This window comes from Vibrio sp. 3-2(1) (assembly GCF_963887575.1).
Taxonomy (GTDB): domain Bacteria; phylum Pseudomonadota; class Gammaproteobacteria; order Enterobacterales; family Vibrionaceae; genus Vibrio; species Vibrio anguillarum.
The window spans coordinates 271,056-297,661 of sequence record NZ_CAWPGB010000022.1; the positions used below are offsets into that span (position 1 = coordinate 271,056).

A 26,606-nucleotide genomic window follows, 5' to 3' on the forward strand; every position below is an offset into this window, starting at 1 on the left:
CTCAGTGACGAGAGGAAGGGGGCATCTTGCCAACGCGATTAATACGCTTTAATCCCAAACTCTCGCAGTTTTCTGGGCAGAATGTCATCTAACTGCGCAATGTCTTGCGGGTGAATATTAATCAGAGCAAAGCCGTGATCGTGGTAAATGGCTTGAGTTTGTAAGCGCGTTTTTTCGTCGGTTGCGCCACTATCTGAACCCCAATATTGTAAATATACTTTCCCGGTCGGAAGATAAAAATCGCACATTACGTCAGCTTCTATTGGCAACTGACGCTCATAAGCGTGGACGACGCCTGCCAAATAGAGCCAATTATCGATCAGTAATTCGCCGGTTGAGCGAACATAGTGGCCGTCTAAGGTGCGATGTTTTGCCTCAAATTTTTGGCGAAAGTGAGACAATGATTTATCGGTCGATTGGCTATGAGCATCTTGCCCTAAAAATTCGACGATGGATTGTTTCAAACGTTTATTGCGCGTCACCGTATCATGCCAAACAACAAATAATTGCTCAGAAGCTTTGTCTTCACGTTGCTGGGCGCCAGCTCTGAGCCCAGCCTCCGTTACTTGCCAGCCTTTTTCTGTTTTAGATATCCAGCCTAACTCACTCAATAGCTGATTTATTTTTTTTGGGTTGAGCCTGAAATGATTGCCAAGCTGAGTGGCACTTAACGTTTTCCCGCTGGTGGCTTGTGTGTCGACGAGCAAGTTTTCCGGCCAGACAATAAATTGGCTATATTGCGTGTGCTGGGCGTATTCGCCGCCAAATTTTGCTCCCAGTTCTGTTAATACCCACTTGTTGTCGAAGCGGTTAATGTACCCTGCTTTTTGGAGGTTACTGAATAGTTGTTTAGCATCTGTATTACGCAATTTAGCCAGTGCTGAGGTTGACAGTTTTTCTGCCATCATTATCTCCTTATTTCACGAGATCCATTCAATTCAACAGTCTGATATCTCTACCTTACTTGAATTTTGGGTAAATGACAGAGCGAGTGTGTGCGATGGTTTTTAAAATAGATAAAAGCTTAATTTTTGAGCTTAGGCGCGGGTAAACATGAGTGAGTAGAACTGGTCATTGCGTTAACGCGAGTTATTGGCTCGCGTTTTCTACTCCAGACGGTTTGGCTTCAACATTGCCTGTTTTTACCCATACGTTACTCAATTTATACATGGCGCAGACACTGCATGTGAGCACTTCTCCTTTGCCATGGATCACAAGCACGATATCTTCTCGTTTTTCTTTCGAATTATTGCGTAGCTGGATCGTCAGTTGATTACCATCCACGCTGTAAGCGCGAGACCAGTGCTGAGTTTCAGATTCAGCACGTACAACACCCTCTTCGAAAATCAATAAGTCATCATTGAACTGGTTGTCATAAGTCCCTTTGAACTCATAAGTTTCACGGTTTAACCAACGTTCAAGGTCATCTTGAAAACAGCCTTGCAAAGTGGCTGTAAGGACGAGAATACTGATTGATTTTGCCGTAGATCTTATCATGTTGCTGCAACCTCTGTTGTTGTTCGCTCAAGTTCTAATAAGCTCGCTTTACGGTTTAAGCCCCCCGCATAGCCAGTGAGTTTACCACTTTTTCCGATCACTCTATGGCAAGGAACGATGATCGAAATTGGATTTCTACCATTGGCCAAGCCGACAGCCCTTACGGCTTTGGGGTTACCGATCGCCTCTGCAATCTGTTGGTAGTTCCAAGTTTCGCCATAAGGTATCTTGCATAATGCTTGCCACACAGATTGTTGGAACTCGGTGCCTTTTGCCGCTAAAGGTAAAGTAAATATAGTCCGTTTCCCGGAAAAGTACTCATCTAACTGTTTGATAGTATTGATGAGTATAGTGCAGTGTTCGGATTTTACCCCTAACTCTGTTGGCATGGTGGTTTCGGTTTCAAACCAAGCCCCCAATAAACCTTGCTCGCAGGCTTGCAATGTCATGATTCCTAAGGGGCTGTGATAGTGGGTGAAGCGATTCATATTAGTAATTCCAACAGTGAAAGGTGGCGTAACTTCCCCAAGGTGAAACCTTGTCTGCGTTCAGCTCAGGAAAATGGCTTAAGGCCTTCTTAACCACCAAATCAGTGTCTAGAAAGCAATCTGAATCGGACTGACCTCTTAACCTAGCGTAGTTTACGGTCCACGGCCCAATACCTTTTAGTGAAAGCCAAGCATCCACATCGGCTTCAGGGTGTTGGCACATGAATTGAGCAAAGCGTGTTAAGGTCTCTTTTCGGCTGTGTGGCATCTTTAAAAAGTGCAAATCAAGCTGTGCGATTTGTTCCGGACTTGGAAAGTAACTGCTCGTATTTTGAGCTGGGTTTACCGCATCGACTAACAGGTTGAGCTGGCCAATGGCTGCTTTTATCGAAACTTGTTGACCTAAAATAGCTCTGACTCCCGCCTCCCAACAATTCCAAACGCCGGGAATGCGGATTCCTGAACGAGTGACTAAACCCGGAGCGCAGTCTTCCAAATAGGCCTCGATGTGGCTGATGTCGGCTTCGAGGTCAAATAGGCGGCGTAGTTTTGCCACCAAGTAACGCAGTTTGGTGATGTCTTGCAACTCGAATTCAACCTCTAAATGAGTCTCAGAGGTTAAGCTGGCACGAAACCAGCCAGTCGTATTGTGTATGTTGAAGGTGCGTTGATAATGATTGTTACTGACCTGTTCAATGGCGTTTACTGCACGTAATCGATAGAAATCTAGCATATGTTGCCAATCGAAAGGGCCGCGAAAAGAGAGTGTTAATAGGTTTTTTGTCATCAATGCAGTTTTAGATTGCCGCACTTGGCTGGGGGTCAGTTGCAACGTTTTGATAAACGCATCGTTAAAGCGGCGGGTACTGTTGAACCCACAAGCGAATCCTATATCGGTAATGGACAGAGCACTGGAATGCAACAACTGCTTAGCAAACATCAACTGATGGTACTGAGCATATTGTTTCGGTGACACTCCTAAATGAGTTTGAAACAGTTGTCGTAGGTAGCGGTCACTGATCCCCAAACGTTCGGCAAATTGAGCCAGATTGCTCGATTGTAATTCACCTTGCTCAATAAGCTTGATTGCACGCAAGAAGGTGGTTTCAACTCCTTTCCATGCCCAAGAATGAGGTGCACTGTCTGGGCGGCAACGTAGGCATGGCCGATAACCCGCTTGTAGAGCCAGTGCGGAGTTGGCGAAGTATTCAACATTCTTTTCTTTTGGCAGGGTTGCCGGACATATTGGGCGACAAAAGATGTTGGTTGTTTTGACGGCAACGAAAAATCGTCCATCAAATCGCGGATCACGGCTAGTGCGAGCCTGTTGGCATTGTTCCTTATCGAGTTCCATCCATGGTGTCATTTGGTATAACGAGCCTTATGCAGTTTTTATAAGCTAAGTGTATGCATGAATTCTGTCGATACTAGCCATTTTCGGAACTGAATGGATTTTCCTGCGGTTTCTCTTGAAAAAGGATATTCATAACGCTGTATTCAATACCCGCTACAGCGTTATGAATTTGTTGGGTCAGTCGAGAATGACCTCGCCCGCTTGTTGTAATGAGTAAGCACTACTAGGGTTGATGTTTTTGACTAACTTTTCCACTTGCATAATGGCTTCTATCGATGAGCTGTTTTTTCGGTAGCTGAGGAAGATGGGACGCTGCCAATCTTCCACATTGTCAATTCGATACAATTGGCCAGAGTGGATAAAAGGTTCAACAAGTGAAGTAGGAAGGTAAGCGCTTCCCCCTTTTTCTAAAATGAAATCAAGTGCGATACGAGCGGTCGAGGTGCGTAAATAGGGGGTTGGCGTCTTCGGATGTCGCTCAGCATGCTCGGAGGCGAAACGGCTTCCCCAATCGACGTACACGTATTTATTATCAAAGGCGGTTTCCAGTGTGTCAGGACGCGTCGAAACCAACACAAGTACTAAATCTGCGACTTTTTTGCAGTTTAGCTCTTCGGCTTTAATTGGGTCAAAGGCAAACGCCATATCTAAGGTACGCTCCAGTAGGCTGCGGTTGAGCTGCTCGCGCCCCATGACTTCCGCCATAAAGCCATAACCGCTAAAAGCATCAGTCACAACGCTTAAACAGTTTTGTAGATGAGCATCCCAAACGTTGGGCGTTCCCCCTAATGTAAGCTGCAAAGCTCGGCCATTTTCCAAAGAGAGCTCAAACTTGGCTTGTTGCAAAGTAGCCACCATCACTTCGGCATAGCCAACGAGTCGTTCTCCTGCCGATGTGAGCTTTATGTTGTTGCGATCACGCGTAAACAGTTGAGCATCAAAATAATTTTCTAATTGCTTGATGCGTGCACTGACGGCGGCTTGGGTCAAATAAAGGTTTTCAGCTGCTCGCCCAAAATGACGTACTTTGGCGAGTTCGAGAAAAGTGCGAAAAACTTTTACATCCATATTAAATCCTCTGAAATTACCCCGTCAGATTAACAAGGAAGTGCAATTATGACGATAAAAAATTTTTGTTTTTCTTTTCGGAGATTTACGCCTAATTTTCGCGTGATCTATCGCTACATGGTAGTAGCGCCATTCACATGAGGTTGATATGTCTGAGACTGAATTCCGTCACGGAAAAAAACGTTTTTACGACAATACAAAGTTTCCACGAGGCTTTGCTAAGTCTGGTGATTTTACTCTTGCAGAAGAAGAACTTCTCACCATTTATGGTGGTACCATGCTTGGTCTTGAATCTGGTGAACTCACGCCAGAGAATGCCGAAGAAGCTCATTTTGTTAAGGCGATTGAAAACCCAGGTAAAGCGAAATCTAAGTTAGAGCGTGTCTGGTTGAAATACACTCAACTTGCTCGTGGTCGTAAGCGTTTCCATACGTTGAACGGTCGCAATAAACCTGAAAGTGGTGACGACTATAATGATGAAGAAGTTAGCTTAACGGAAGAAGATTAATCTGTATCTCTAATGCAGGATCTTAAGCCGTAATTTGGTCAGCTTTCTCATTTATCTCTTCAGCCTTATTGTCTCAATAGGGCTGACAAAATCGCTCGCATCGCCTTTCATATAAGAGATCTCTGTGCAAAAGAGTGTGACTCAATCAAGATGAGAAAAGTGCTTTCGCTCAAAGCCCTAGTATTGATGATTCACTCGGGCTTTGCATTATCGCCACTCTGCTCATTTGGTCGCGCTTAGCCAATCCATGAGCTGGGTCAACACCGCTACTTAGCCAAAATGACTACTTTTTTCAAAAAGCTGTCGCGTAGATGCTCTTGGTCATAATCGAGATGGTAGGTATTGTGGAAGCCAACTTTTAGCTCCACACCATTTCCTCGCATGTAAATGTTATAGCCGTCATAGTCTGAAAAAGCTTCGATACCTTCATAGATTTTCCCGAATTCAGTCGGTGTACCATGCGCCATTACTGTTTCATAAGCATGGAGAATTTTCGCGGGTTCAAGTTCGTTTTTCATGGCATTTGCTCCTTTCTTGCTTGTTACTCCAAGTATGGGTAATGAATGCACGCTTCGCCAGATAGTGGAGTGATAGCGACTCAAACTTTACTTAATTTTATAGATGAATTTTTATCTCATTTGGTTATAGCATGTGCCGTATTAGTTAAGCGTACCTGTAGAAATTGCTACAAATTTAAGCGCATTTCTGGTTGGGATTTGAAGAAAGAGCGAAAATTTGACCTAAAACAATGGCAGTTACCTAATACTTATTTTATAATGCGAATTAATGTTCTATTACACCATAATATTCCAATAACTAGGGGCCAATCATGAGACTTATCCCGTTAAAACAGGCTGCACAAGTCGGCAAGTGGGCAGCAGCACACATCGTAAAACGTATCAACGCATTCAACCCAACGGCAGACCGTCCTTTTGTATTGGGTTTACCTACTGGTGGTACACCATTGACGACTTATAATGCACTGATTGAAATGCATAAAGCAGGCGAGGTGAGCTTTAAGCATGTCGTGACATTTAATATGGATGAATACATTGGTATTCCTGAAAATCATCCGGAGTCATATCGCTCATTTATGTATAACAACTTCTTCAATCATGTTGATATTCAAGAAGAAAACATCAATTTACTGAATGGCAACGCACCAGATGTTGATGCAGAATGTAAGCGCTATGAAGACAAAATTAAATCATACGGCCGCATTAATCTATTTATGGGTGGTGTGGGTAATGATGGGCACATCGCGTTTAACGAGCCTGCTTCTTCACTTTCGTCACGCACTCGCATTAAGACACTGACAGAAGATACACGCATTGCAAACTCTCGTTTCTTTGATGGTGATATCAACCAAGTTCCTAAATACGCGCTAACGATTGGTGTAGGCACACTGCTAGATTCAGAAGAGATCATGATTTTGGTGACAGGCCACAATAAGGCGCTAGCTTTGCAAGCGGCCGTGGAAGGAAGCGTCAACCATTTGTGGACAGTCTCCGCACTACAACTTCACGCGAAATCAGTGATTGTATGTGATGAACCATCGACTCAAGAACTAAAAGTGAAAACCGTAAAATACTTTGCGGAATTAGAAGCAAAAAATATCGAAGGTTTCTAAGTCTCTCCCTGTTGGGAAAGGACATTCATAAACAAAAGGCCTGCTAACATCAGCAGGCCTTTTTACACTTTGTAGCAAATGGGACTTTCTATCAAATGGGGAAGTGCGAACGAAATCGGTAGTTGAATTAACCTTCAGCAGCGATTTTCGCTTCTTTTAATTCAACTACTTGTTTCTCCGGGGCAGGGTAGGTTACTCCATTAAAGCGACCACCTTGTTCAATGCTCAAGTCGTCGCTATAAATAGACCCTGTGACGCTCCCTTTGCTTAAAATTTCAATTTTAGTCGCGTGACATGTGCCTTGGAACTCGCCATTAATGATGATGTGGCCTGCGTACAGCTCACCATTAACCGTGCCTGTTTCACTAATGACGATGGTTTTATCAACGTGCAATTGACCTTCTACCGACCCGTCAATTTGAATGTCGCTTTCTAACCTGAGTTCCCCACTAATGGAACAGCCTTTTGCGATGAGAGTTGTAGCTGAGTGCTGACTCTTAGCTCGACTTTGTTTACTAAAGATTCCCATCGGATACCTCTTACCTTACTAAATATCGTTTCAAAATCATTCACGCCCCAATCAACAAAAGGTCTTGGATCTAATGAACGGCCGACAAATCGAATTTCATAGTGCAAATGTGGGCCAGAAGATAACCCACTGTTTCCAGAATAAGCAATTAAGTCGCCCTTCTGTACAAAATCGCCCCCTTTCACGGCAAATTTTTGCAAATGAGAATAGGAGCTGGTAAATCCATAAGAGTGCTGTAAGCGTAAAAAATTGCCTGACCCTTTATCACTGGCGCGAGTGACTTCGGCAACGCCATCGGCTGGTGCATAAATTGGCGTGCCTATGTTAACCGCAAAATCTTGCCCGCGGTGAATTTTGACGTTGCCGGTCACAGGATGAATACGCTCACCGTATCCTGACGAAATTCTCGCATTATGCACAGGTGCACCGCTGGGTATTTGGGTCAGCATCACCATTCTAACTGAAGAAGTGATAGCGGCGGTGTCTAAACGTGATTCTAATTCCGCTCCGCTTTCATCCATACCCAATACTTTTTCAAGATCGCCGAGCCTGTCTGAAACAACCTGCATCTTCTCTTCTCGTTCGAGCAGGTCATTCTCTAAGCTGTTTTTTAGCTCCTTTAAAGAGGTGACTTCTTCGGTCAGTGACATCGACTGGCTCTCTAACTCTTGTTGCTTGAGTTTAGCAAAATCAACTTCATCAAGAAGGTAATAGATAACGCCGCCAGTGGCGAGAATGCTGACAACCAGCACATAGCCAAAACCTTTTAAAAAATGTCGGAACCATTTACCGAGATGAAAGTGCTTCGTCCCATGTATGGATGAAACGGAAACAACCACTCTTTCTTTCATGAATTCGTTCACAGCGTCTATGGTTAACAGTACAGCCGATTCTAACAGGGAATGCTCAGGGTCAAAACATTTTGCGTTGTAAGGCTATACTCGTCCCACCTCTTATTGTTCGGTTTGTGAATTGGAGCGTATCCTTGGCCTGCTTTTAGAGGAAGATCCGATGTTGTTAGTAAAAAAGCCATATTAATGTATGAGCTAATATTAATATGGTTTTGTGTATATAAGTTACAAAATAGACAATATGGAAGTGGTGGCTTTATTTTGATTAGTGAAATAAAGATGCAATTGTGATTTTTATCACTTTTGGTTCTTTGATTTTTAATAATTAAAGTGAAATTGTGACTTGAATCTCTTTTTTATCAAAAGTTAAAATTCAAAAAGTATGATATTGATCGTTTAAATCTTATTGACAAGTTGTATTTTTGTTTTTTGTTGTAAATTTACATGTCAATTTAATGACCATGATCACGAAGAAATGATTTGTAAGCTAGGATTTATGAGGGGCTGATCACGAAAAACCCGTCGTCAGTTCCAGAATGAAATTGTGTGGTAAATTGATTGTGTACTAAGCAATCAACGGTTTTTCGCAGAACCGTTACAACAACAATATTCATCAGAACATCGAACGGGGAATCCACATGATATCACCAGATGCAAAGATCAAGATACAAAATTTTGGTCGCTTCTTATCTAACATGGTTATGCCAAACATTGGCGCGTTTATCGCGTGGGGCTTTATAACCGCACTATTTATCCCAACAGGTTGGCTACCGAATGAAACGTTAGCATCTATGGTTGGGCCGATGATTACTTACTTATTACCACTGCTGATTGGTTACACGGGTGGTAAATTGGTTGGTGGAGAACGTGGCGCTGTTGTCGGTGCCATCACCACAATGGGTGTGATTGTCGGAACAGATATCCCCATGTTCATGGGAGCCATGATGGTTGGCCCTATGGGTGGTTGGGCGATCAAAACCTTTGACCAACGTGTTGAAGGTAAAGTAAAAAGCGGTTTTGAGATGTTGGTAAACAACTTCTCGGCAGGCATTATTGGTATGCTTGGCGCAATCTTGGCGTTTTACCTTATTGGGCCATTTGTCAAAGTGCTCTCTGGTGGTTTAGCGGCAGGCGTAAACTTCCTAGTTTCAGCACACCTTTTACCACTCACCTCTATTTTTGTTGAACCCGCGAAGATCTTGTTCCTTAACAACGCGATTAACCACGGTATTTTCTCACCGTTAGGTATTCAACAAGCCAGTGAAATGGGGCAGTCAATCTTCTTCTTAATTGAAGCAAACCCTGGCCCTGGTCTCGGTATTTTGTTGGCTTACATGGTGTTTGGTAAAGGTACAGCACGTCAAACAGCTGGTGGCGCTTCCATCATTCACTTCTTCGGCGGCATCCATGAGATTTATTTCCCATACATACTGATGAATCCACGTCTGATTCTTGCAGCGATTGCTGGTGGTATGACAGGGGTGTTCATTTTGACTCTCTTCAATGCAGGTATTGTTTCTCCAGCGTCTCCTGGCTCTATCTTTGCAGTGCTACTGATGACACAGAAAGGATCGATTGTTGGCGTATTATGCTCAATATTTGGTGCGGCAGGTGTGTCCTTTACCGTTGCGTCATTATTGATGAAAGCACAAAGCAGCACCGAGGAAGAAGGTGATGAAGCGGCGTTAGAAAAAGCCACATCACAAATGAAAGAGATGAAATCGAGCGCAAAGGGCAATGTGACGGCGGCTTCTCAAAAAAGCAATATTGATTTAGCCAACGTGAAAAGCATTATTGTTGCTTGCGATGCGGGTATGGGTTCAAGCGCAATGGGCGCAAGCATGCTGCGTAAAAAAATCAAAGATGCGGGCTTAGCGATTCACGTCACTAACCTTGCCATCAATAGTTTGCCGGAGAACGCAGAAATCGTGATTACTCATAAAGACCTGACTGGTCGCGCACGCACACATGCACCCAGTGCACAGCATATTTCACTGAGCAACTTTTTAGACAGTGAAATGTACAACCAGCTTGTGACTAAGCTTTTGGCAGCTCAACGCCCTAAGGCGGCGAATGATAGCGATGTGGTTAAAGTATCCATCCTCGCTGCGAATGACGACAGCTTTGAAATTCAAAAACCGTCCGTTTTTCAAATCCAAAAAGAAAACATTCACTTAGGTTTGAATGCCGCTAATAAAGAAGAAGCCATTCGTTTCGCTGGCAATAAGTTAGTTGAGCTTGGCTATGCGGAGCCTGAGTATGTTGATGCCATGTTTGAACGTGAGAAAATGGTATCCACTTATCTTGGAGAATCGATTGCCGTTCCTCATGGCACCGTCGCCGCCAAAGACCGTGTGATTAAAACGGGTATTGTGATTTGCCAATATCCTGCTGGTGTGCAGTTTACGGACGACCAAGATGGCGTAGCGAAACTGGTTATCGGTATTGCCGCCAAAAATGATGAACATATTCAAGTTATTACCACCATTACCAACGCACTCGATGAGCCTGATGCTATCGAGAAGCTCACCTCAACCAGAGACGTGAGCGATATCTTGGCCATCCTATCGGGTAACCAAGCAGCGTAACGCTTTTGCTCCTGAGGCAAAACGAGGTCGGCTGTTCCCCTATACTGCTGACCTCACCTCAATTGAAGCATTAAGCGCTCTTTTCTCTTTTAGATAAGTTTTTGGTAGGTAAGATTATGAAAAATGCAGTACATTTTGGCGCGGGTAACATTGGTCGTGGTTTTATTGGTAAATTATTGGCCGATGCAGACATTGAAGTGACTTTTGCCGATGTCAATGAACCTTTGGTTGATCAATTGAGTCATCGTCAAGAATACAAAGTAAAGGTAGTGGGTTCTGAGTGCAAAATTGATACTGTCACTCATGTCACTGCGGTGAATTCAGCCAGTAATGATGTGATTGATCGCATTGTAAAAACGGATTTGGTCACTACAGCTGTCGGCCCTGCAGTGCTTGATATCATTGCGAAAACGATCGCCAAAGGCATCACCAAAAGATTTGAAGCGGGCAATGAGCAGCCACTCAATGTGATCGCTTGTGAAAACATGGTTCGCGGTACAACACACCTGAAAGGCGAAGTGTATAAATATCTAGACCCATCGCTGCATGCTAAAACCGATGAGTTAATTGGTTTTGTCGATTCCGCGGTGGATCGCATTGTGCCACCTGTCGAAGCCGCGAACGATGACCCGTTGGCCGTGACGGTTGAAAGTTTCAGCGAATGGATTGTTGATGAACAGCAATTTAAAGGTGAGATCCCCAACATTGAAGGGATGGAAAAAACCAATAATCTGATGGCTTTTGTTGAGCGTAAACTTTTCACTCTAAATACTGGGCACTGCATTACCGCCTATTTGGGTTGTTTGAGTGGTCATAAGACGATTCGTGAAGCGATTGAAGATCCTGCAATTCGTCAGCAAGTGAAGCAAGCCATGCATGAAAGCGGTGAAGTACTCATTCGTCGTTACGGTTTTGACCCTGAATTGCACGCCGCTTATATCGAAAAAATATTGAGCCGTTTTGCCAACCCATATTTGGTGGATGAAGTGGATCGCGTTGGTCGTCAGCCAATACGAAAATTAGGCCCCAATGATAGATTAATCAAGCCATTACTCGGTACAATCGAGTACGGTGTTGAAAACAAAACGCTATTGAAAGGGATTGCGGCGGCCCTTAAATATACCAACGACAGCGATCCTCAAGCAGTCGAGCTTCAAACATCATTGAACCAATATGGCGTATGTAAAACACTGGCCCATTACACAGGGTTAGATGAGCAGAGCGAGCAGGTTAAGCAAATTGAAGCGATCTACAAACAGCTTTAATCACATAAATACTTTGGAGGGCGCTAATGCCCTCCCTTTATAACAACAATTAGTACAGCGTATGGCAGATAGAATTAACGAAAGCGATATAATTGAACGACTGAATAGTGCCCATTCGGTGCGCGGATTCTTTATTACGACGGTTGAAGTGTTCAATGAGGCGATTGATGCATTAATGCAACGCATTTTTCGCAAAGATAACTTCGCTGTCCAATCAGTAGTTGGCCCTCTATTGCAAGATTCTGGACCACTCGGCAACTTGTCTGTCAGGCTAAAACTGCTGTTTGGCCTTGGGGTATTACCTGATGATGTTTACCACGATATTGAAGATATAATCAAACTGCGTAATCAACTCAACAGTGATGGTGCTGAATACGAGTTCACCGACCCGAAAATTTTGGTGCCGATAAAAAAGCTCCATTTGGTGGCCAAAATGGGCATGGTGCAGTTGGAAGTATTGGAGCCGGATGGCGACATTGAACTGGATTTTTACCAGCTTCAACTTCAGCGTCAGCAACAAATCATCAAATCCGGGCTCTCATTGGCGATTGTCGAAATTTGCAATGAGCTGAACAAAGAGAGCCCATTTTAACCTCATCCCAGACAGGCAAGGATTGCCTTTTCACTGAGTTCTACACCTCCCTTTTTAATCTTCTTGTGTTAGCCTAACCTTCATCTAACGAAAAGAGATTTGATGATGAAAATTGGCATTATTGGTCTAGGTGATATCGCGCAAAAGGCGTATCTTCCGGTCATCACACAGCGCCCAGATTTAGAATTGGTATTTTGTACTCGTAATCCAGCTCTTGTTACGCAACTAGCGCAGCGTTACCGCATTTCAGAGAATTGCACGGATTATCGAGAGCTACTTGGCTATAACGTTGATGCGGTTATGATCCATGCGGCGACCTCGGCTCACCCTCAAATCGCCCAATTTTTCCTTGAACACGGAATTCCAACCTTTGTTGATAAGCCGCTAGCCGACAGTGCAAGCGCCTGTGAAATGTTGTATGAGCTTGCAGAAAAGCATCGTCAACCCTTGTATGTAGGGTTTAATCGCCGACATATTCCGCTCTATAACCAACACCTAAATGCAGTGCAAACTGGTAATAGAAACGACTTACGTTCGCTTCGTTGGGAAAAGCACCGCTATGATCTGCCCGGTGATGTGCGCACCTTTATCTTTGATGATTTTATCCATCCGCTAGACAGCGTAAACGTGAATGCTAAAGCCACATTGGATGATGCTTATATTACCTATCAGCAGCATCAAGGTCAGTTATCCCGCTTGGATGTTCAATGGCAACACGGCGAAAGTTTGCTGCATGCCTCAATGAATCGCCAGTTCGGCATAACCGCTGAGCGAGTCAGCGCGAGCTTTGTGAATGAAGGTTTTGAGTTTGACTCGTTTACACAAGGAAAACGTTGGCATCAAGGGCAAGAGCAAGCCCTTAGTTTAAAAGATTGGACGCCAATGCTGACCAGTAAAGGCTTTAGCGCCATGATTGACGATTGGATTGGCGTGATAAACAGCGGAAAGCTGGCTTCAGAAGTGGTGGCACGTAACTTGGCCTCGCACCAGCTGGCAGAGGCGCTGTGTCATTATATTGCGAAGCAAATTCGTTAAAACAAAGCGTGATTGAGTAGTAAGTGGACACCAATACTTGCGGCGTAGCCTGTTGCAATAATCGGTGTCCATTTTAGATGGCCTACAAAGGTGTATTTGCCGTGTGCAGCGCCCATCAGAGCCACTCCAGCGGCTGAGCCAATCGAGAGTAAACTGCCGCCGACGCCCGCTGTTAATGTGACGAGCAACCAGTTTCCGGTGGACATATCGGGTTCCATCGTCAGTACTGCAAACATGACGGGAATGTTATCGACAATCGCCGAAAGAAACCCAATCATCACGTTTGCCCATATGGGGTTCCATTGGCTATACATCACTTCCGAGATCAAGCCTAAATAACCCAGTAAGCTTAGCCCTCCTACGCACATGACCACCCCGTAGAAAAACAGTAGCGTATCCCATTCGGCGTGTGAAACTCGCTTAAAGACATCGAATGGCACCACAGAGCCAATACGTTTTAGGGCGGCCTCGTCATTATTTGCAATCGCAATTACGGTTTTTTTGGCCAGCGAAGTAGGTAAGGTTTTCCTGAGGAAGTAGCCAAAAAATTGTAAGTAAGCGAGCCCCATCATCATGCCTATCACGGGTGGAAAGCGCACCACAGCATGGAATGCTACGGCGGTAGCAATGGTTAACATGAAAAGTACGACAATACGGCGGGCTCCGCGTTTAAGCTCGACATGTTCATGCAGGGTGGTTGGCTTTTCCTTGGGCAGAAAAAATGACATCAGCAATGCAGGAACAAGGTAGTTGATCACAGAAGGGAGAAACAGAAAAAGGAACTGTGAAAATGGCACATGGCCCGCTTGCCAAACCATTAAGGTGGTGATGTCTCCAAAAGGGCTAAAAGCGCCTCCGGCGTTAGCCGCTACGACGATATTAATACAAGCAATGTTGATAAAACGTGGGTTGTTTCCTGCCACTTTTAGTACGACAGCGCACATCAACAGTGCGGTGGTTAGGTTATCGGCAATTGGCGAGATGAAAAATGCAAGTAGCCCCGTGATCCAAAAAAGAGCACGAAAATCAAAACCTTTTCCCACCATCCACGCTTGTAATGCATCAAATAATCGCCGCTCTTCCATTGCACTGATGTAGGTCATCGCGACTAACAGAAACAGCAATAATTCGGCGTATTCCAGCAAATTATGCTCTAGCGCGTTTTTGGCAATCTCGGTTAATTCATACTGCTGATAAACATAACCAATCATGGCCCAAATTAAACCAGCTGCAAGTAACACAGGTTTAGACTTTCGTAACTTAAGGTACTCCTCCATCATGACCAAAGTGTATGCCAGAGTAAAAATGACTAAAGAGGCATAACCAATCGTTGAGTGCGTTAGATCTAACGAATCGATATCGTTAGAGGAAGCGAGAGCGACTGAAGGAAAGAGTAAAGTGCAGAACAAAAGAAGCCATGTGCGTCGAGGTATCATTGTGTTCACTCCTAGAAAGTTAGGCTGATAAAATTCTAGATCTATTGAAGACAGTTCGGTGTGAGATAGCTCTGATCTACTTGATTTTTAATCTTATTCTTGACCTGTAAAGCGAATAAAGAAAAACCCTGTAGCAATAGCGACAGGGTTTGATTTTGATGAGTGGAAGTGAAGAAAGTTAGGCTTGAGCTTTTGCTAAATGAACTTCTTCTTCTTTCACGCCAGCTTGTGGATCATTAAAGCGAGCTTCATCTAACGCGCCTTCTGTTTTCGCCACAATAAGAGTCACACAGCTATCACCAGTAATATTGACTGCGGTGCGGATCATATCTAATAAGCGGTCAACACCCATAATCAAAGCAATACCTTCTAGTGGCAAGCCGACTTGGTTTAGCACCATCGCTAGCATGACAAGACCAACACCCGGAACGCCTGCTGTACCAACAGAGGCTAGTGTTGCCGTGAGGATGACCATCACGTAGTCACCCATGGTTAGGTCGATATTGAACGCTTGGGCAATAAATGCTGTCGCAACGCCTTGCATGATCGCTGTGCCATCCATGTTAACGGTCGCACCTAGCGGAATGGTGAAAGAAGCTATCTTGTTATCAACCCCTAAGCGGTTTTTAGCCGTTTCCATGGTGACGGGTATAGTCGCATTGGAAGAGGCTGTAGAGAAAGCGAACATAATGGCATCTTCCATTTTACGGAAGAAGGTGATTGGACTTAAACCAGTAAAGCCTTTCAACATCAAACTATAGGTGACAAAACCGTGTAGCAGCAGGGTAACCGTCAGTACTACGAAGTATTCTGCGAGGTTCAAAATGGCACTTAAACCAAGGCTGGTGAACAGTTTTGCCATCAGGAAAAATACGCCGTATGGAGCAAGGTTCATCAACAAGGCGACTAGTTTCATAATAACTTCGTTCAAGTCATTAAAAACGCCCGCAATACGCTCGCCCGGTTTACCCGCGGCACTGATGGCTATGCCAAATAGTACTGCAAAGACGATGACCTGCAGTGTTTTACCTTCTGCCATCGCGCTGATTGGGTTGGTCGGGAACATATCAATAAACACTTGGCCCAAAGAAGGGGCTTGCGCAGATTGGAATGAGCTTGCTGCGGTTAAATCGGCTCCGGACCCCGGTTGAAACACAGTGCCCATTGTCAGTGCCAGTGTGATGGCAATCGCAGTGGTTGCGATGTAAAAGGCTAGGGTTTTACCGCCCATGCGGCCAAGTGTGGTGAGATCTTTCAGTGAGCTCGTACCACAAACGAGAGAAACAAACACGAGGGGTACAACTAACATTTTTAAGCTGGCGATAAAGATTTTTCCGCCAACATCGAATAAGCCGTTAACGATATACGCGTCAACAAATCCGTTTTCAGCAAATAGGGCTCGAATGGCAAAGCCAGTCAAAATACCCGCTACCATACCTAAAATAACACGGCCGGTAAGCGACATCGGTTTTTTGGTATTCATTGTGAACACTCCTTTATTTTATGCACTTCGACATCATTTCAAAGCGTGCCGCAGGTTAGCAGGGCTGAGTGCAAATCAAAAAGTAAAATAATGTTAACGGTTAATTGCTGTGATCTTTATCACTTAAAATCGCCCATCCTTTACGTTTTAATAACCTATTTTTGGTTTTAAATTTTTATTTTTTATCATTTGGCAACACATGAGTCTTTTGTGTTAACAAATATCACTATTCTCATCTAATGGTAATTCGCTAGTTTTCATTCAATTTTAAGCTCGTTTGGTTGCATATTTACCCATTAAGGTTGCTTTATATGAATAGGGTCTCAACGGCACTTTTATGTAGCATAAAAAGAAGGGCATGCAACACAAGTAGAGAAAGGAAGGAAAGTGATACTAAGTTGAATGTTATCGACTGAAAATCTTAACGTTTGAAGGAGGCTTGGCCTCCTTCAATGAAACGGTATGCTGGCCTTAGGCATAGATTATGCGAGCTTTTTATTTAACCAGTTATCAAGTGCCAATTTGCCAGCACCAGAGAAAACCAACGATACACTGGCTGCAAGCAGCGCAAGGCCAAACTCATAACCGTTATTAGCCATGAATAAGCCGTTACCTAAGTGTACAGAAGCGATTGCGACGATCATCGTAATAGAAAGAAGCAAGGCGGCAGGGCGAGTTAGTAAGCCAAGTAAAATGAATAGGCCCCCAAAGAATTCACCACTACCCGCTAAAAATGCCATCAGCACACCTGGGTTTAAGCCAATTGAAGCCATCCATTGACCTGTGCCTTCTAATCCATATCCTCCAAACCAGCCAAAGAGTTTCTGCGCACCGTGCGCCATAAAAATGATGCCAATTGGGAAACGAAGCGCAAGCGCAGAAAATCCAGAAGTTGATGTGGTTAGTTGTTTCAATAGTGCTTTCATTAAAGTGTCCTCAGATTCATTAAAAGGTAGTAGGTGCTCAGCGGCTTCCTAGCTGTTGGAGCCAGTGTAGAGTGATTCGTAACCTGAGATAACTCACTCAGTTTGATGATTAAGTTCGAAAAAATTGAACAAGATTTATCTAGTACTTTTCTTAGCGCGGGGAATGTTGTGACCTTCTATCTATGATGATTCATGCCGATTGATCGTCTGATATCCCCTTCCTACTTGAAGCTGCAGCGGTGTTGGTTACGTTCGCTCACTTCATCAAATCGTTTATCTATGCTCATGGGGGCAACTTACTTTCCAACCTACCTGCAACTTCAAGTTGTGTAGTTATATACAATATTATCATTTATATGGACACTAATAGCATTCGGATTGACCTGTATTTCATAGTAGTGTCTTTTCAAAGGAGCAGATAATGAATTAAAAAACGAAGAAGGTTACTAAAATAAACGGGCTACCTTTGAGTCGTTAGCTATATCTTTCTTTACAATGTCATTCATCATCTGTTTTCTCTTTCCCATAGTTTATAAAAAGTGCAAATATTAAAACAATGGAATAAGTGTCAAGAAATAATCAGATTTATGTCCGAATAGATAAATATCTTATTGTTTGGTCATTAGGGTAAATAGTGAATTACGTTTTGATAAAATACCAAATTAGTTGGTTTAAAGTTCCAGCAAAGTGCTCAGCCATAGATTAAAGAGCTTCGAGAATGAAGGCTTTTTCCTTCCCATTGAAAGCTGTAGCGATGTTGACTACATTTTTAGCTATTGCTATGTGGTGCTCACTTACCACATCGACCTGCAACTTCAAGTTGTTTAGTCATAGACAGCCTAAACTGTATTTTTGCGCTTTTAAGTGCCTTTTTCATAAGACTCGTCGTTATCAAGAGTACCACCTTCTTTAATTTTCTCTGTTTATTGCCATCAAACAATAATAACTAATTTATTAATTACGGATTATTGTTTTTCTTTTGGCTTGATATTTTATTTAGCGCATTGCATTCATTTTTTTGAAAATTAGATCATCATTCAAATCTATAAAGTTTGATTATATTTAACATTAACTTTATTGACTTAAGATCACGTTATTTAATTGTATTCATACATCTTATGTATCTATATATATGCCACATCTAATTGTCGGAGATATAAAGTTTGAAAGTTAAGGTAATGACCATTTTGTTATTAGCAATATTCGGTCTCATTGTTGGTAAATATTACATTAGCCATAGTTCATTAACATTAGTGCCTGCCCAAAAAGCACCGAATAATAACGAGGATACAGATTTTAAAGCCGCAACAGTTGCTGATGAGCGTCAGCTGATGAAGCCACCACGAGAAGATGCATCGAGCGCTGGAGATGCTCGTTCTGCTCTGAATTCAGAGCCTATCACTGAAGAACGCATGCTTGCGGCGCAAACCGTTGATGAAGTATGGCACGACATCAACCCAAGCCCAGCGTTGCAAGCCATTAGGCCGAAAAGTGATGCAGTGACGGAAATCAAAGCGATCGAAATCGAAAATATTGAACAATTCCGAGTTCTGGCAACGGGCGATGCTGTCACGGTCACTATGCCTGATAACCAGCCAGTCAATATCCAAGTAACTTCATCAGAAATTCAGAATGAAGGCGTCCGGACTTGGTCTGGGCAGTTTGAACTCGACGGGGAAGTTTACCCGGCCACATTCACTTTCGGCAAAACGGCAATACTTGGTTTTATTGGTCATCCCAGTGGTCAAGTGAAGCTTGAAGGCAACGGCAGTGAAGCATGGGTTTACCGAGTACCACCGAATCATGGCTATGACGAAACCTCGACCAGCCATTGATACCTAAAACGCACGGCTTTGTGTGTTAATAAAATAAATAATGTAGGAGTTTTCTATGAAAATAGCGTCATTGGCATTAGCCGTGGTGTTAGCAACACATGCGTTACCGAGTAGTGCAACCACTGAAATTGATATTCTAGGTGTTTATACACCCGGCACGGCTGAGTGGTTTCAGCAAGATCACGTGGCTCAAATCCAGCACCGATTTAACGTGGGAAATGAAATTCTGCGTCAAAGTGGTCTGGACATCAAAGTCAACTTAATTGGCACGAAAGAAGTAAAATACGATACGCAAAGAGGGCTGAAAAAATCGCAAGAGCAGGCGCTTGATGCGATTACTCCCGGCAATAAACAAGATCCGGCGTTTGCCGATATTGAGCAATATCGTAAGCAGGTTGGCGCGGATATGGTGGCGCTGTTTCGTAATCTAGATATTAAAAATTCTCCTGATTATGAAGATAAAGGCAATGGTACTTACATGCTGAGCTGTGGTCTAGCATGGATAATCCCTGCCGCGTATTGGAACAATAGTGCGCGTTATGCGCAATCTAGAATGTACAGTCATAGCTATTTGAATGAGTGTGGCGATGATACGTTTATTCACGAATTAGGCCACAATTTGGGCTTGAACCATGCTCATGAACAGTACAATGGCGAACCCCATCTTTCAAATGGTACAGAGCAAGATGCGTATGGTTATGGGGTTCAAGGCCAATTTGCGACGACCATGGCCTATGGTTTCTTATTTGGTATTCATAGCCGTTCTTACACATTCTCTAACCCAAGCAAAGTGTGTAAAGGTCAAGCATGTGGTGTCACTGACTACGCGAACTCGGTGCGAGCGATTGGCCTGAGCGCACCACACATTGCGGCGATTTATGCACGTCCAGATGGGAGTAATGACGGAGGAACGTCACCCACTGAACCGACTTCGCCCCAACAAGCCATCTATGATTTACAAGGGCCTTTTGCCATTCCCGATCATGCACAAGGAGAGTTAGCACTTCCGATTAATGTGACTTATCAAGGAAATGCGGAAACGGCCACTATTCAACTTAATATTGAACACCCATTTGTGGGTGATGTTTCAGTCAAGTTGTATGCACCTGATGGTGGCTATTGGAACTTAAAATCGTATAACCAGTATGATCGTAATACGGCTTATCGTGTTCGCTTTACACTCAGCGGAATGCAACAAATGAACGTGCAAGGCCAGTGGCGTTTAGTCGTGGCGGATCACTATCAAGGTTTAACGGGTGTATTAAATTCGGCACGCTTATCCTTTGAATAAAGGTTTGCTGTGATGTTGACCCTGCACCTATGTGCAGGGTTTTTAATTACTGGCCAAATTGGGTGGCTTTGAATTGATTCAGCAATCGATGGATCACATAGGTTGTAAGTAATGTGGCGACAATAGCAAACAAAATACTGCCGACTCGGTACAGGGCACTGAAAATTAAATCATTGCCCGGCGTCAAATATTGACCAAACAAGATCCCCAAGGTAGTCAATGAGCCAAAGCCGACCCCTGAACCGCTGGATTCTTTTACATGCCAGTAGCTAAAGAGCATCGCACCTATCCACAGCAGCGGAATAACAAATAAAAGCTGACCTGACCAATCGTAGAGCAGCAGTTGGACCGCAATACCGAAAGTGACACCAAGCAGAGTACCCATCGCGCGTTTGCGTGCGTAGCCTAGCGCTCCGTTCCAATGCATCGGGAAAAGTAGCAACAAGGTTGTGGCTTGCGCGGACATTGAATCTTGCAGATCGAATATTTGAAACACCACGAAAGAGAGTGTGGCAATGGTTGCGCCCATGAGCGCTTCATGACGCATACGATGTGACTCTTTGGGCACGCTTGAATGAGCGGGAGGTTGCCTTTTCTGTGCGTCGGGAATACAGAATGTCACCAGATAAGCGACCATTACCGAAAGCAAATTCGCGATAAAGTTGCTAGTAATCAGATCGTTAAGATCAGTTGTGGGGTAGCTTGCAAAGTGCAGCATGATGCTCAAGCTCAATACGCTGTTCGCTCCAAACAAGAATAAGCTGCCTTTCGACATACAAGCAAATTTGTAGAGAAACAGTACAAAAGCCATCATCGTCATCAGTGCCGGATGAGCGCCAAACAGCCCCCCGAGAATGGCCACTTCTAAGCCACAAACGACGGCGGAAGCAAGCAGTTGCTTTGCGGCGTGCGCATTCATGACGGGCACCATGCCCAGTAACAGCATCGGTGTTACGGTAAAAAATACCCCGTAGTTCCAACCCAGTAGTTTACAAAAGGTAAAACCAAGCGTCGCACCTGTTGCTATTCTGACGCATTGGCGAAAGTCATTTTCAGATAATGGATGATCCCAAAGTCGCATTTTTTACTCCGCTTAATAGACGTAGTGCAGAGTGCTCAGAAACTGAATTTGCATTTTTGCCAGCCAAGCAAACGGGCCACTTTCTGGTAGCAACTGTACCGTCGCACGAGCACCGGAAGGCAATGTTGACATCGTTTCATCGAGCGAAAGGTGCACACGCATGCGTTGTGCATCACGCACCCAGCGATTAGATTCTGTTGGAGTGGCTAAACGCCCATTCGCATCAAACTGACCAGTACTTACCCCAGCATCCAGGCTACGAATACGCGCGGTAAAGACTTCGCCGGGTTTGCTATCAAAAGCAACTAGGGCGCGGCTATTGTCTGGGAAATGGCGTAAGCTTTTTTCTCTAAAATCAGCAATCACGTCTACATCCGTCGCTACCAACGCAACTAACGGCGTACCTGCTGCGGCGTAGGTGCCCGTTTCAAGCTGTAAGTTGGTAATGACGCCATCTTGCTCAGCTAGCGTTTGTGTGTAGGCAAGGTTTAGCTTGGCCTGCGCCAATTGGTTCAAAGCGGCGCGGATGCTGACGTTACTTTCGTCACTATTACCTCGACTAACGTGCAATTCTTGCAGGTGAGCTTGCGCTGCAACCAAATTGGCTTTCGCGGCGGTAGCGCCACTTTGTGCATCGTCTTTAAGTTGTTGAGAAGTCCCATTGCGTGCAAACAGAGTGTTTAATCGGTTAGCTTCGCGCAACTTTTGAGCGGCAACGATACGGCTTGCCGTAACATTAGCTTCTGCGGCTGCAATCGATGCATCCAATTGAGCGTTACCTTGTACCGCACGTTCATAATTGAGTTGGGCCTGCTCTACCGCCAGTTGATAGGGTTGTGGGTCGATGGTGAAAAGTACTTCACCCTTGTGTACGGTTTGATTATTAGTGACAAAAACATCACTGATTTGACCATTAACTCGGGGAGATATTTTGGTCACAGTCCGCGTTGCCATGGCTTGCGGTGTTAAAGGCATAGCCAAATCGGCCACCAAAAAATAGGCAAAGAGCGCCACAAAAGCGACGATGGAATATTTGATCCAAAGTGCAAATTTTTGATCAGGTGTCATAAGTAATTATTGTTCCTTTGAAGGTGTTGCTATCGGTTTGCTGAGCGTATCTAGAGCGTTGTGTGAGATTTGTTCGAGCGTAAGAGTCAGTTGGTGCAATTGTTGATCGTCAATATTACCCAGTAAGTTTTGGCGAACTTGCAAAATACGGGTTTCCATCTGCTTGATAAGAGCACGCCCGTTACTCGTCAAACTGACGATTCGAGCGCGCTTATCGTTGTGACAGCAGTGACGTTCGATCAGCGATTGTTCTTCGAGCTGCTTTAAAGTTCGCATCAAAGAAGCCAGTTCTATTTCTAACGCTTCGGCTAAGGTTTTTTGACTGACGTTGTCACCGAGACGCTGTAATTTCCACAATGCGGTCCAACGAGGATGGGTAAGGCCCAAGGGTGAGAGTTCTCGGTCCGCCACCATTTTCCATAAGCGAGAGAGACGAGCAAACTGCTCAGCGAGTGATAATTCTTTCAGGGTGTGCGTATTTTCAATCATAACGAGTCATATGTTACTTAGCGTGCTAAGTAATATAATTTAGTTAGCGCGCTAAGTAAATAGCTAATGACGAAGGCTGACATTTTCATACAAACTCAGGACAGCACCTCTCAATGAAACACTGTACATTATTTTCAATGAGCGACTCCCCAATGTTTGAGGCTGTCCTAGCTGCTGAAATTCTGGTCCATACTATGATAATTGAAAATAAACTCGACTACCTGTTTAGCCTGTCTGAACTCTCCGAAACGATTTACCCCAATACCAAAGGCTGGTCTAAAATCAGGAAGAATATCCGTTTTTGTTTATGGGGCGTGACCAATGCCTATGCTCTAAAAAGTATGCTGAGACTGTTTTCGTGCTCCGAGTTAGCGGAGGTATTGAAGCAATGTCCACAGTTTTTGGAAAAACCATTAAAACCTTATCTCTGCGTCAATTGGTCTGCCAAAGAGCGTACATGGCACATTAATCAACATTTTATCTACTTAGTTGAACAGTTTGGCTTTAATGCTGCGAAGTTTTTCTCAGAATCAGGCTTCTCTATTTTTGATTTTTACGACAAAAATGGGGCGAGTTATTCATTAAGCCTGTGCAGTGGAGAGATAAGAGAAGGTTCGTTGGGGCTGCAACTGACGGATGAAAAAGGGCAGAAAATTTACTCGATCAGTTTCAATGTTTCTGATCAAGGGCGCAGTATTTACATTGGTTCACTACAAGGTCCAAGCAGTGGTGTGACCGATCGTAATCAAATCATTAAAGATTTGACGCGCACGACTCACGGTTTAAGAACCAAAGCACTGATGGTTGAAATGATCATGACGCTAGCGCGTATCTTAGGGGTTGAAAACCTGTATGCGATTTCTAACCGCGGCCATATGTATCAAGCGTTGCGTTATATTGGCTCAAAGCGCAAATCAGTAAGCTTTGATTACGATGAACTGTGGACAGAGTACGAAGCAGAGAAAATGAGCAAATATTTGTACCGTTTGCCAACCACACCAAACCGTAAAGGCGTTGAGACGCTAAATCGCAATAAACGCCGTCTATATACTAAACGTTATGAGTGGTTAGCCGAGGTGGAAACAGCCATGTCGGGCCGTATTGAACAGTTGAAACTTATGCCCAAGCATTTCGTGGTTTGATGGATCCACAAAATTAGAGGCTGATATTATGGTTCAAAACGTCACTGTAGGTAACGCTTCAAACTCAGGTTTCGCAAAATAGTAGCCTTGCATGAGTTCAATGCCGAGTCGTTTTAGCCATAACATTTCTTGTTGAGTTTCAATACCTTCAGCGAGTGGACAAATCCCTAGCTCAATGAGCATTGCGACAGTATGACGGACGATTGCTTGCTTCGTGATGTCTTGATCGATATTACGCAGCAGTGACATATCTAATTTTACTATTTTAGTTTGGAAGTTAACCAATAGCCCAAGCCCGGCGTAGCCTGCACCGAAATCATCAATCGCGGTAGTAAATCCTAGGTTGGAGTAATAAGCGACGATCCGTTTTATGTGCGCTGTGTCTACGATTTTTTCCACCTCAGTAAATTCAAACATGATCCGTTCTGTCGGGAAACCGAACTGCTTTGCTGCCTCTAATGTGGTGCGGATACAGCGCTCTGGTTGGTAAACGGCATTAGGTAAAAAATTAATGCTCAAAATACCTGACAGTTTTAGTTTAGCCGCGAGTTTAATCGCTTTGATTCGACAAAGTTGGTCAAAGCGGTATCGGTTGTCATCACTGACTTGTTCAATGATGGAGTAAGCTGATTCATTATTCAGACCTCGTACGAGTGCTTCGTAGCCAAAGATGGTGTTATTTGCAACGTTAACTATGGGTTGGAAAGCCATGGTGAAGTCAAAAGGCAAGCTTTGTTTTTCTGAGCATTGCTGGCAAATACGTTGGTCCATATGGACTTGCTGTTGTTGCATAATCACTCACTGATATTTAATCGAATAGCATGATTATAGTTACTTGCTGCGTGCTCACCAAATTGCATAAATCAAAACGTGACCAGTAAGCCGATGAACTACAGCTCTTCAATATGGTGTAGATAGTATTGAGCTTGATCTAAGATTGCTTGTTGAGTAGCGTTTTCAGTGTTATCCCAATTTTTATAAATCATGCCTATCCTTGGATTTTTGGCTAACCGTTCACGATGAGTGAGCATGAACTGCCAATATAAACTATTGAATGGACATGAATTTAGACCACTACGGTTCTTTACTTGGTAGTGACAATCTTTGCAGTAATCACTCATTTTATTGATGTAAGAGCCGCTTGCGGCATAAGGCTTGGTGGCAACAATTCCCCCATCAGCAAACAGAGCCATACCTCGGGTATTGGGCATTTCTACCCATTGCAATGCATCAATATAAATACCTAAGTACCAGTCATCCACCTCATCCGGCTCGCAACCTGATAGGAGTGCAAAATTACCCGTGATCATCAAACGTTGGATATGGTGTGCGTAGGAAAATTCCAGTGATTGAGTTACGGCTTGTTTAACACAATGCATACGAGTATTCCCTGTCCAATAATAGTGAGGAAGAGGTCGTTGAGCGTCAAGGGCGTTGTGCTTGGCGTATTGGGGCATGTTCGCCCAATAAATGCCTCGAATGTACTCACGCCAGCCCAAAATTTGCCTAATGAATCCTTCGATTTGTGCTAAATCCATCGTATTGTCATTCTCAAATCGCATGAGTGCACTTTGAATGACTTCTGTAGGCGATAGTAGTTTGCAGTTGAGTGCAAAAGAGAGCCGGCTATGGTAGAGGCTCCAACGATGTGGGCTCTTTGCCGTCATTGCATCTTGAAATCGACCAAACAGCGGCAAGCCGTACTGACAAAAGTGGGCCAATAATGACAGTGCTTGTGAGCGGTTAATCGGCCATAACAATGAAGGAGTATACAGGCCGAAAACGTGAATATTATGATGCTGTAAACGGTTATAAATTGCACTGACATCGTTTTGAAAGCTAAGTGGTTTGGGTAGGTTTTCTATGTCTTGCACGCTGAGCTTATTGCGATTTTGGTGATCAAAATTCCAACGCCCACCCAAAGGCGTTTGATGATCATCTTGCAGAAGAATACCGAATCGCTTACGCATTTTGCGATAAAACGGCTCCATAATAGTGGTTTTGTTGGTGTTAAAATGCTGAGTGATCTCGTCAAAAGGCAATAAAAAGTGTTCAGTATCAAAACAAGTCACTTGTGTATGAGAGAGGTTTAGCTCCTGCAACTGTTGCCAAACTCGGTATTCATCAGGTCGCTGATAGTGAAAGTATTCTGCGTTGATCTGATGACACAGATCGCTAATCAATGGTGGTAGCTGCAAATAATCGGCAGTTTCATCAAGGGTCAAGTAGAGAACCTGGTGTCCCTCACTTTGCAATAATTCGGCAAAAGCTTCCATCGCGGCAAAAAAGGCGCAGATTTTTTGAATGTGATGTTTTACATAGCTTGTTTCTTGTTTAAGTTCAGCTACCACGTACAGTATGGAATCATCCGTTTTGTTAAACCAAGAGTGCTTGATATTGAGCTGATCGCCTAGGATCAAGCGTAAGGTTTTGTACGTTTGCATGCTGTA

The 26,606-nt window shown here is 43.9% G+C and carries 25 protein-coding genes; 9 read left to right on the forward strand and 16 right to left on the reverse strand.

The window, feature by feature from the left end; translation table 11 throughout:
- Positions 1 to 38: 38 nt before the first annotated feature.
- The 5 genes from AACQ79_RS09380 to AACQ79_RS09400 all read right to left on the reverse strand — a co-directional run bounded on the left by AACQ79_RS09380 (position 39) and on the right by AACQ79_RS09400 (position 4,407).
- Complete coding sequence (locus AACQ79_RS09380) at positions 39 to 905, reverse strand: glycerol kinase (protein WP_170899080.1); 867 nt, start codon at positions 903 to 905, stop codon at positions 39 to 41.
- A 184-nt stretch (positions 906 to 1,089) separates the two neighbouring features.
- The gene (locus tag AACQ79_RS09385; RefSeq protein ID WP_013868244.1) at positions 1,090 to 1,497 is read right to left on the reverse strand and encodes a hypothetical protein; all 408 of its coding nucleotides are present in this window, start codon (positions 1,495 to 1,497) and stop codon (positions 1,090 to 1,092) included.
- Positions 1,494 to 1,985, reverse strand: coding sequence for a methylated-DNA--[protein]-cysteine S-methyltransferase (locus AACQ79_RS09390; RefSeq protein ID WP_094128604.1), 492 nt, complete (start codon positions 1,983 to 1,985; stop codon positions 1,494 to 1,496). Before AACQ79_RS09390 ends, AACQ79_RS09385 begins: the two co-directional genes overlap by 4 nt.
- A 1-nt stretch (position 1,986) precedes the next feature.
- Positions 1,987 to 3,351, reverse strand: coding sequence for an AlkA N-terminal domain-containing protein (locus AACQ79_RS09395; RefSeq protein WP_445285854.1), 1,365 nt, complete (start codon positions 3,349 to 3,351; stop codon positions 1,987 to 1,989).
- Positions 3,352 to 3,516: 165 nt separating this feature from the next.
- The gene (locus tag AACQ79_RS09400) at positions 3,517 to 4,407 is read right to left on the reverse strand and encodes a LysR family transcriptional regulator (RefSeq protein WP_013868248.1); all 891 of its coding nucleotides are present in this window, start codon (positions 4,405 to 4,407) and stop codon (positions 3,517 to 3,519) included.
- 148 nt (positions 4,408 to 4,555) lie between these two features.
- Here AACQ79_RS09400 and AACQ79_RS09405 point away from each other — a divergent pair, with 148 nt between their 5' ends.
- On the forward strand, positions 4,556 to 4,915 hold the full coding sequence (locus AACQ79_RS09405; protein ID WP_017049330.1) for a DUF413 domain-containing protein: 360 nt from the start codon (positions 4,556 to 4,558) through the stop codon (positions 4,913 to 4,915).
- A 266-nt stretch (positions 4,916 to 5,181) separates the two neighbouring features.
- Here the strand turns inward: AACQ79_RS09405 and AACQ79_RS09410 are convergent, their stop codons facing one another.
- The gene (locus tag AACQ79_RS09410; RefSeq protein WP_170898986.1) at positions 5,182 to 5,433 is read right to left on the reverse strand and encodes a DUF3081 domain-containing protein; all 252 of its coding nucleotides are present in this window, start codon (positions 5,431 to 5,433) and stop codon (positions 5,182 to 5,184) included.
- Positions 5,434 to 5,744: 311 nt separating this feature from the next.
- Between AACQ79_RS09410 and nagB the strand changes: the two genes are divergently transcribed.
- Entirely contained in the window at positions 5,745 to 6,545 is an 801-nt protein-coding gene (gene nagB, locus AACQ79_RS09415; protein ID WP_013868251.1) for a glucosamine-6-phosphate deaminase, read from the forward strand.
- A 127-nt stretch (positions 6,546 to 6,672) separates the two neighbouring features.
- Here nagB and AACQ79_RS09420 read toward each other — a convergent pair whose 3' ends face one another.
- Together AACQ79_RS09420 and AACQ79_RS09425 are read right to left on the reverse strand one after the other, a co-directional pair.
- Entirely contained in the window at positions 6,673 to 6,969 is a 297-nt protein-coding gene (locus tag AACQ79_RS09420) for a bactofilin family protein (RefSeq protein WP_305951630.1), read from the reverse strand.
- An 8-nt stretch (positions 6,970 to 6,977) separates the two neighbouring features.
- Positions 6,978 to 7,925 carry a M23 family metallopeptidase gene (locus AACQ79_RS09425; RefSeq protein WP_088733077.1) on the reverse strand — a complete coding sequence of 316 codons (948 nt, stop codon included), beginning with the start codon at positions 7,923 to 7,925 and terminating at the stop codon, positions 6,978 to 6,980.
- Positions 7,926 to 8,563: 638 nt separating this feature from the next.
- On the opposite strand from AACQ79_RS09425, the gene AACQ79_RS09430 reads away from it, so the two are divergent.
- The 4 genes from AACQ79_RS09430 (at position 8,564) to AACQ79_RS09445 (ending at position 13,405) form a co-directional block, all read left to right on the forward strand.
- Entirely contained in the window at positions 8,564 to 10,513 is a 1,950-nt protein-coding gene (locus AACQ79_RS09430) for a PTS mannitol transporter subunit IICBA (RefSeq protein WP_094133869.1), read from the forward strand.
- 116 nt (positions 10,514 to 10,629) lie between these two features.
- Positions 10,630 to 11,778: a mannitol-1-phosphate 5-dehydrogenase gene (locus tag AACQ79_RS09435; protein WP_026028875.1), complete on the forward strand. Its 1,149-nt coding sequence runs from the start codon at positions 10,630 to 10,632 to the stop codon at positions 11,776 to 11,778.
- Positions 11,779 to 11,839: 61 nt separating this feature from the next.
- A complete protein-coding gene (locus AACQ79_RS09440; protein WP_010319258.1) occupies positions 11,840 to 12,370 on the forward strand; it encodes an MltR family transcriptional regulator in 531 nt (176 codons plus the stop codon).
- A gap of 105 nt (positions 12,371 to 12,475) precedes the next feature.
- The gene (locus AACQ79_RS09445) at positions 12,476 to 13,405 is read left to right on the forward strand and encodes a Gfo/Idh/MocA family protein (protein WP_026027760.1); all 930 of its coding nucleotides are present in this window, start codon (positions 12,476 to 12,478) and stop codon (positions 13,403 to 13,405) included.
- On the opposite strand, the gene nhaD is transcribed toward AACQ79_RS09445, so the two are convergent.
- The 3 genes from nhaD to AACQ79_RS09460 form a co-directional block, all read right to left on the reverse strand.
- Positions 13,402 to 14,850, reverse strand: coding sequence for a sodium:proton antiporter NhaD (gene nhaD, locus AACQ79_RS09450; RefSeq protein ID WP_170898987.1), 1,449 nt, complete (start codon positions 14,848 to 14,850; stop codon positions 13,402 to 13,404). The genes AACQ79_RS09445 and nhaD overlap by 4 nt on opposite strands.
- 169 nt (positions 14,851 to 15,019) lie before the next feature.
- Positions 15,020 to 16,324 carry a dicarboxylate/amino acid:cation symporter gene (locus tag AACQ79_RS09455; RefSeq protein WP_029189696.1) on the reverse strand — a complete coding sequence of 435 codons (1,305 nt, stop codon included), beginning with the start codon at positions 16,322 to 16,324 and terminating at the stop codon, positions 15,020 to 15,022.
- A gap of 482 nt (positions 16,325 to 16,806) precedes the next feature.
- Entirely contained in the window at positions 16,807 to 17,250 is a 444-nt protein-coding gene (locus tag AACQ79_RS09460; RefSeq protein ID WP_013868258.1) for a DoxX family protein, read from the reverse strand.
- Positions 17,251 to 18,428: 1,178 nt separating this feature from the next.
- Between AACQ79_RS09460 and AACQ79_RS09465 the strand changes: the two genes are divergently transcribed.
- Together AACQ79_RS09465 and AACQ79_RS09470 are read left to right on the forward strand one after the other, a co-directional pair.
- Complete coding sequence (locus tag AACQ79_RS09465) at positions 18,429 to 19,085, forward strand: hypothetical protein (RefSeq protein ID WP_017046847.1); 657 nt, start codon at positions 18,429 to 18,431, stop codon at positions 19,083 to 19,085.
- A 55-nt stretch (positions 19,086 to 19,140) separates the two neighbouring features.
- The gene (locus AACQ79_RS09470) at positions 19,141 to 20,376 is read left to right on the forward strand and encodes a zinc-dependent metalloprotease family protein (protein WP_170898988.1); all 1,236 of its coding nucleotides are present in this window, start codon (positions 19,141 to 19,143) and stop codon (positions 20,374 to 20,376) included.
- Between the two features lie 46 nt (positions 20,377 to 20,422).
- Here AACQ79_RS09470 and AACQ79_RS09475 read toward each other — a convergent pair whose 3' ends face one another.
- The 3 genes from AACQ79_RS09475 to slyA are packed head-to-tail and all read right to left on the reverse strand — an operon-like array spanning position 20,423 to position 23,014.
- Positions 20,423 to 21,457, reverse strand: a complete 1,035-nt coding sequence (locus AACQ79_RS09475; RefSeq protein WP_170898989.1) for a DUF2955 domain-containing protein — start codon at positions 21,455 to 21,457, stop codon at positions 20,423 to 20,425.
- Positions 21,458 to 21,469: 12 nt separating this feature from the next.
- Entirely contained in the window at positions 21,470 to 22,525 is a 1,056-nt protein-coding gene (locus AACQ79_RS09480) for an HlyD family secretion protein (protein ID WP_010318632.1), read from the reverse strand.
- 6 nt (positions 22,526 to 22,531) lie between these two features.
- Positions 22,532 to 23,014 carry a transcriptional regulator SlyA gene (gene slyA, locus AACQ79_RS09485; protein WP_019283056.1) on the reverse strand — a complete coding sequence of 161 codons (483 nt, stop codon included), beginning with the start codon at positions 23,012 to 23,014 and terminating at the stop codon, positions 22,532 to 22,534.
- A 113-nt stretch (positions 23,015 to 23,127) separates the two neighbouring features.
- Between slyA and AACQ79_RS09490 the strand changes: the two genes are divergently transcribed.
- Positions 23,128 to 24,156 carry a VirK/YbjX family protein gene (locus AACQ79_RS09490; protein ID WP_017046842.1) on the forward strand — a complete coding sequence of 343 codons (1,029 nt, stop codon included), beginning with the start codon at positions 23,128 to 23,130 and terminating at the stop codon, positions 24,154 to 24,156.
- A gap of 33 nt (positions 24,157 to 24,189) precedes the next feature.
- Here AACQ79_RS09490 and AACQ79_RS09495 read toward each other — a convergent pair whose 3' ends face one another.
- Together AACQ79_RS09495 and AACQ79_RS09500 are read right to left on the reverse strand one after the other, a co-directional pair.
- Positions 24,190 to 24,948: an EAL domain-containing protein gene (locus AACQ79_RS09495; protein WP_199871600.1), complete on the reverse strand. Its 759-nt coding sequence runs from the start codon at positions 24,946 to 24,948 to the stop codon at positions 24,190 to 24,192.
- Positions 24,949 to 25,046: 98 nt separating this feature from the next.
- Positions 25,047 to 26,600 carry a cryptochrome/photolyase family protein gene (locus tag AACQ79_RS09500; RefSeq protein ID WP_170898991.1) on the reverse strand — a complete coding sequence of 518 codons (1,554 nt, stop codon included), beginning with the start codon at positions 26,598 to 26,600 and terminating at the stop codon, positions 25,047 to 25,049.
- Positions 26,601 to 26,606: the final 6 nt, after the last annotated feature.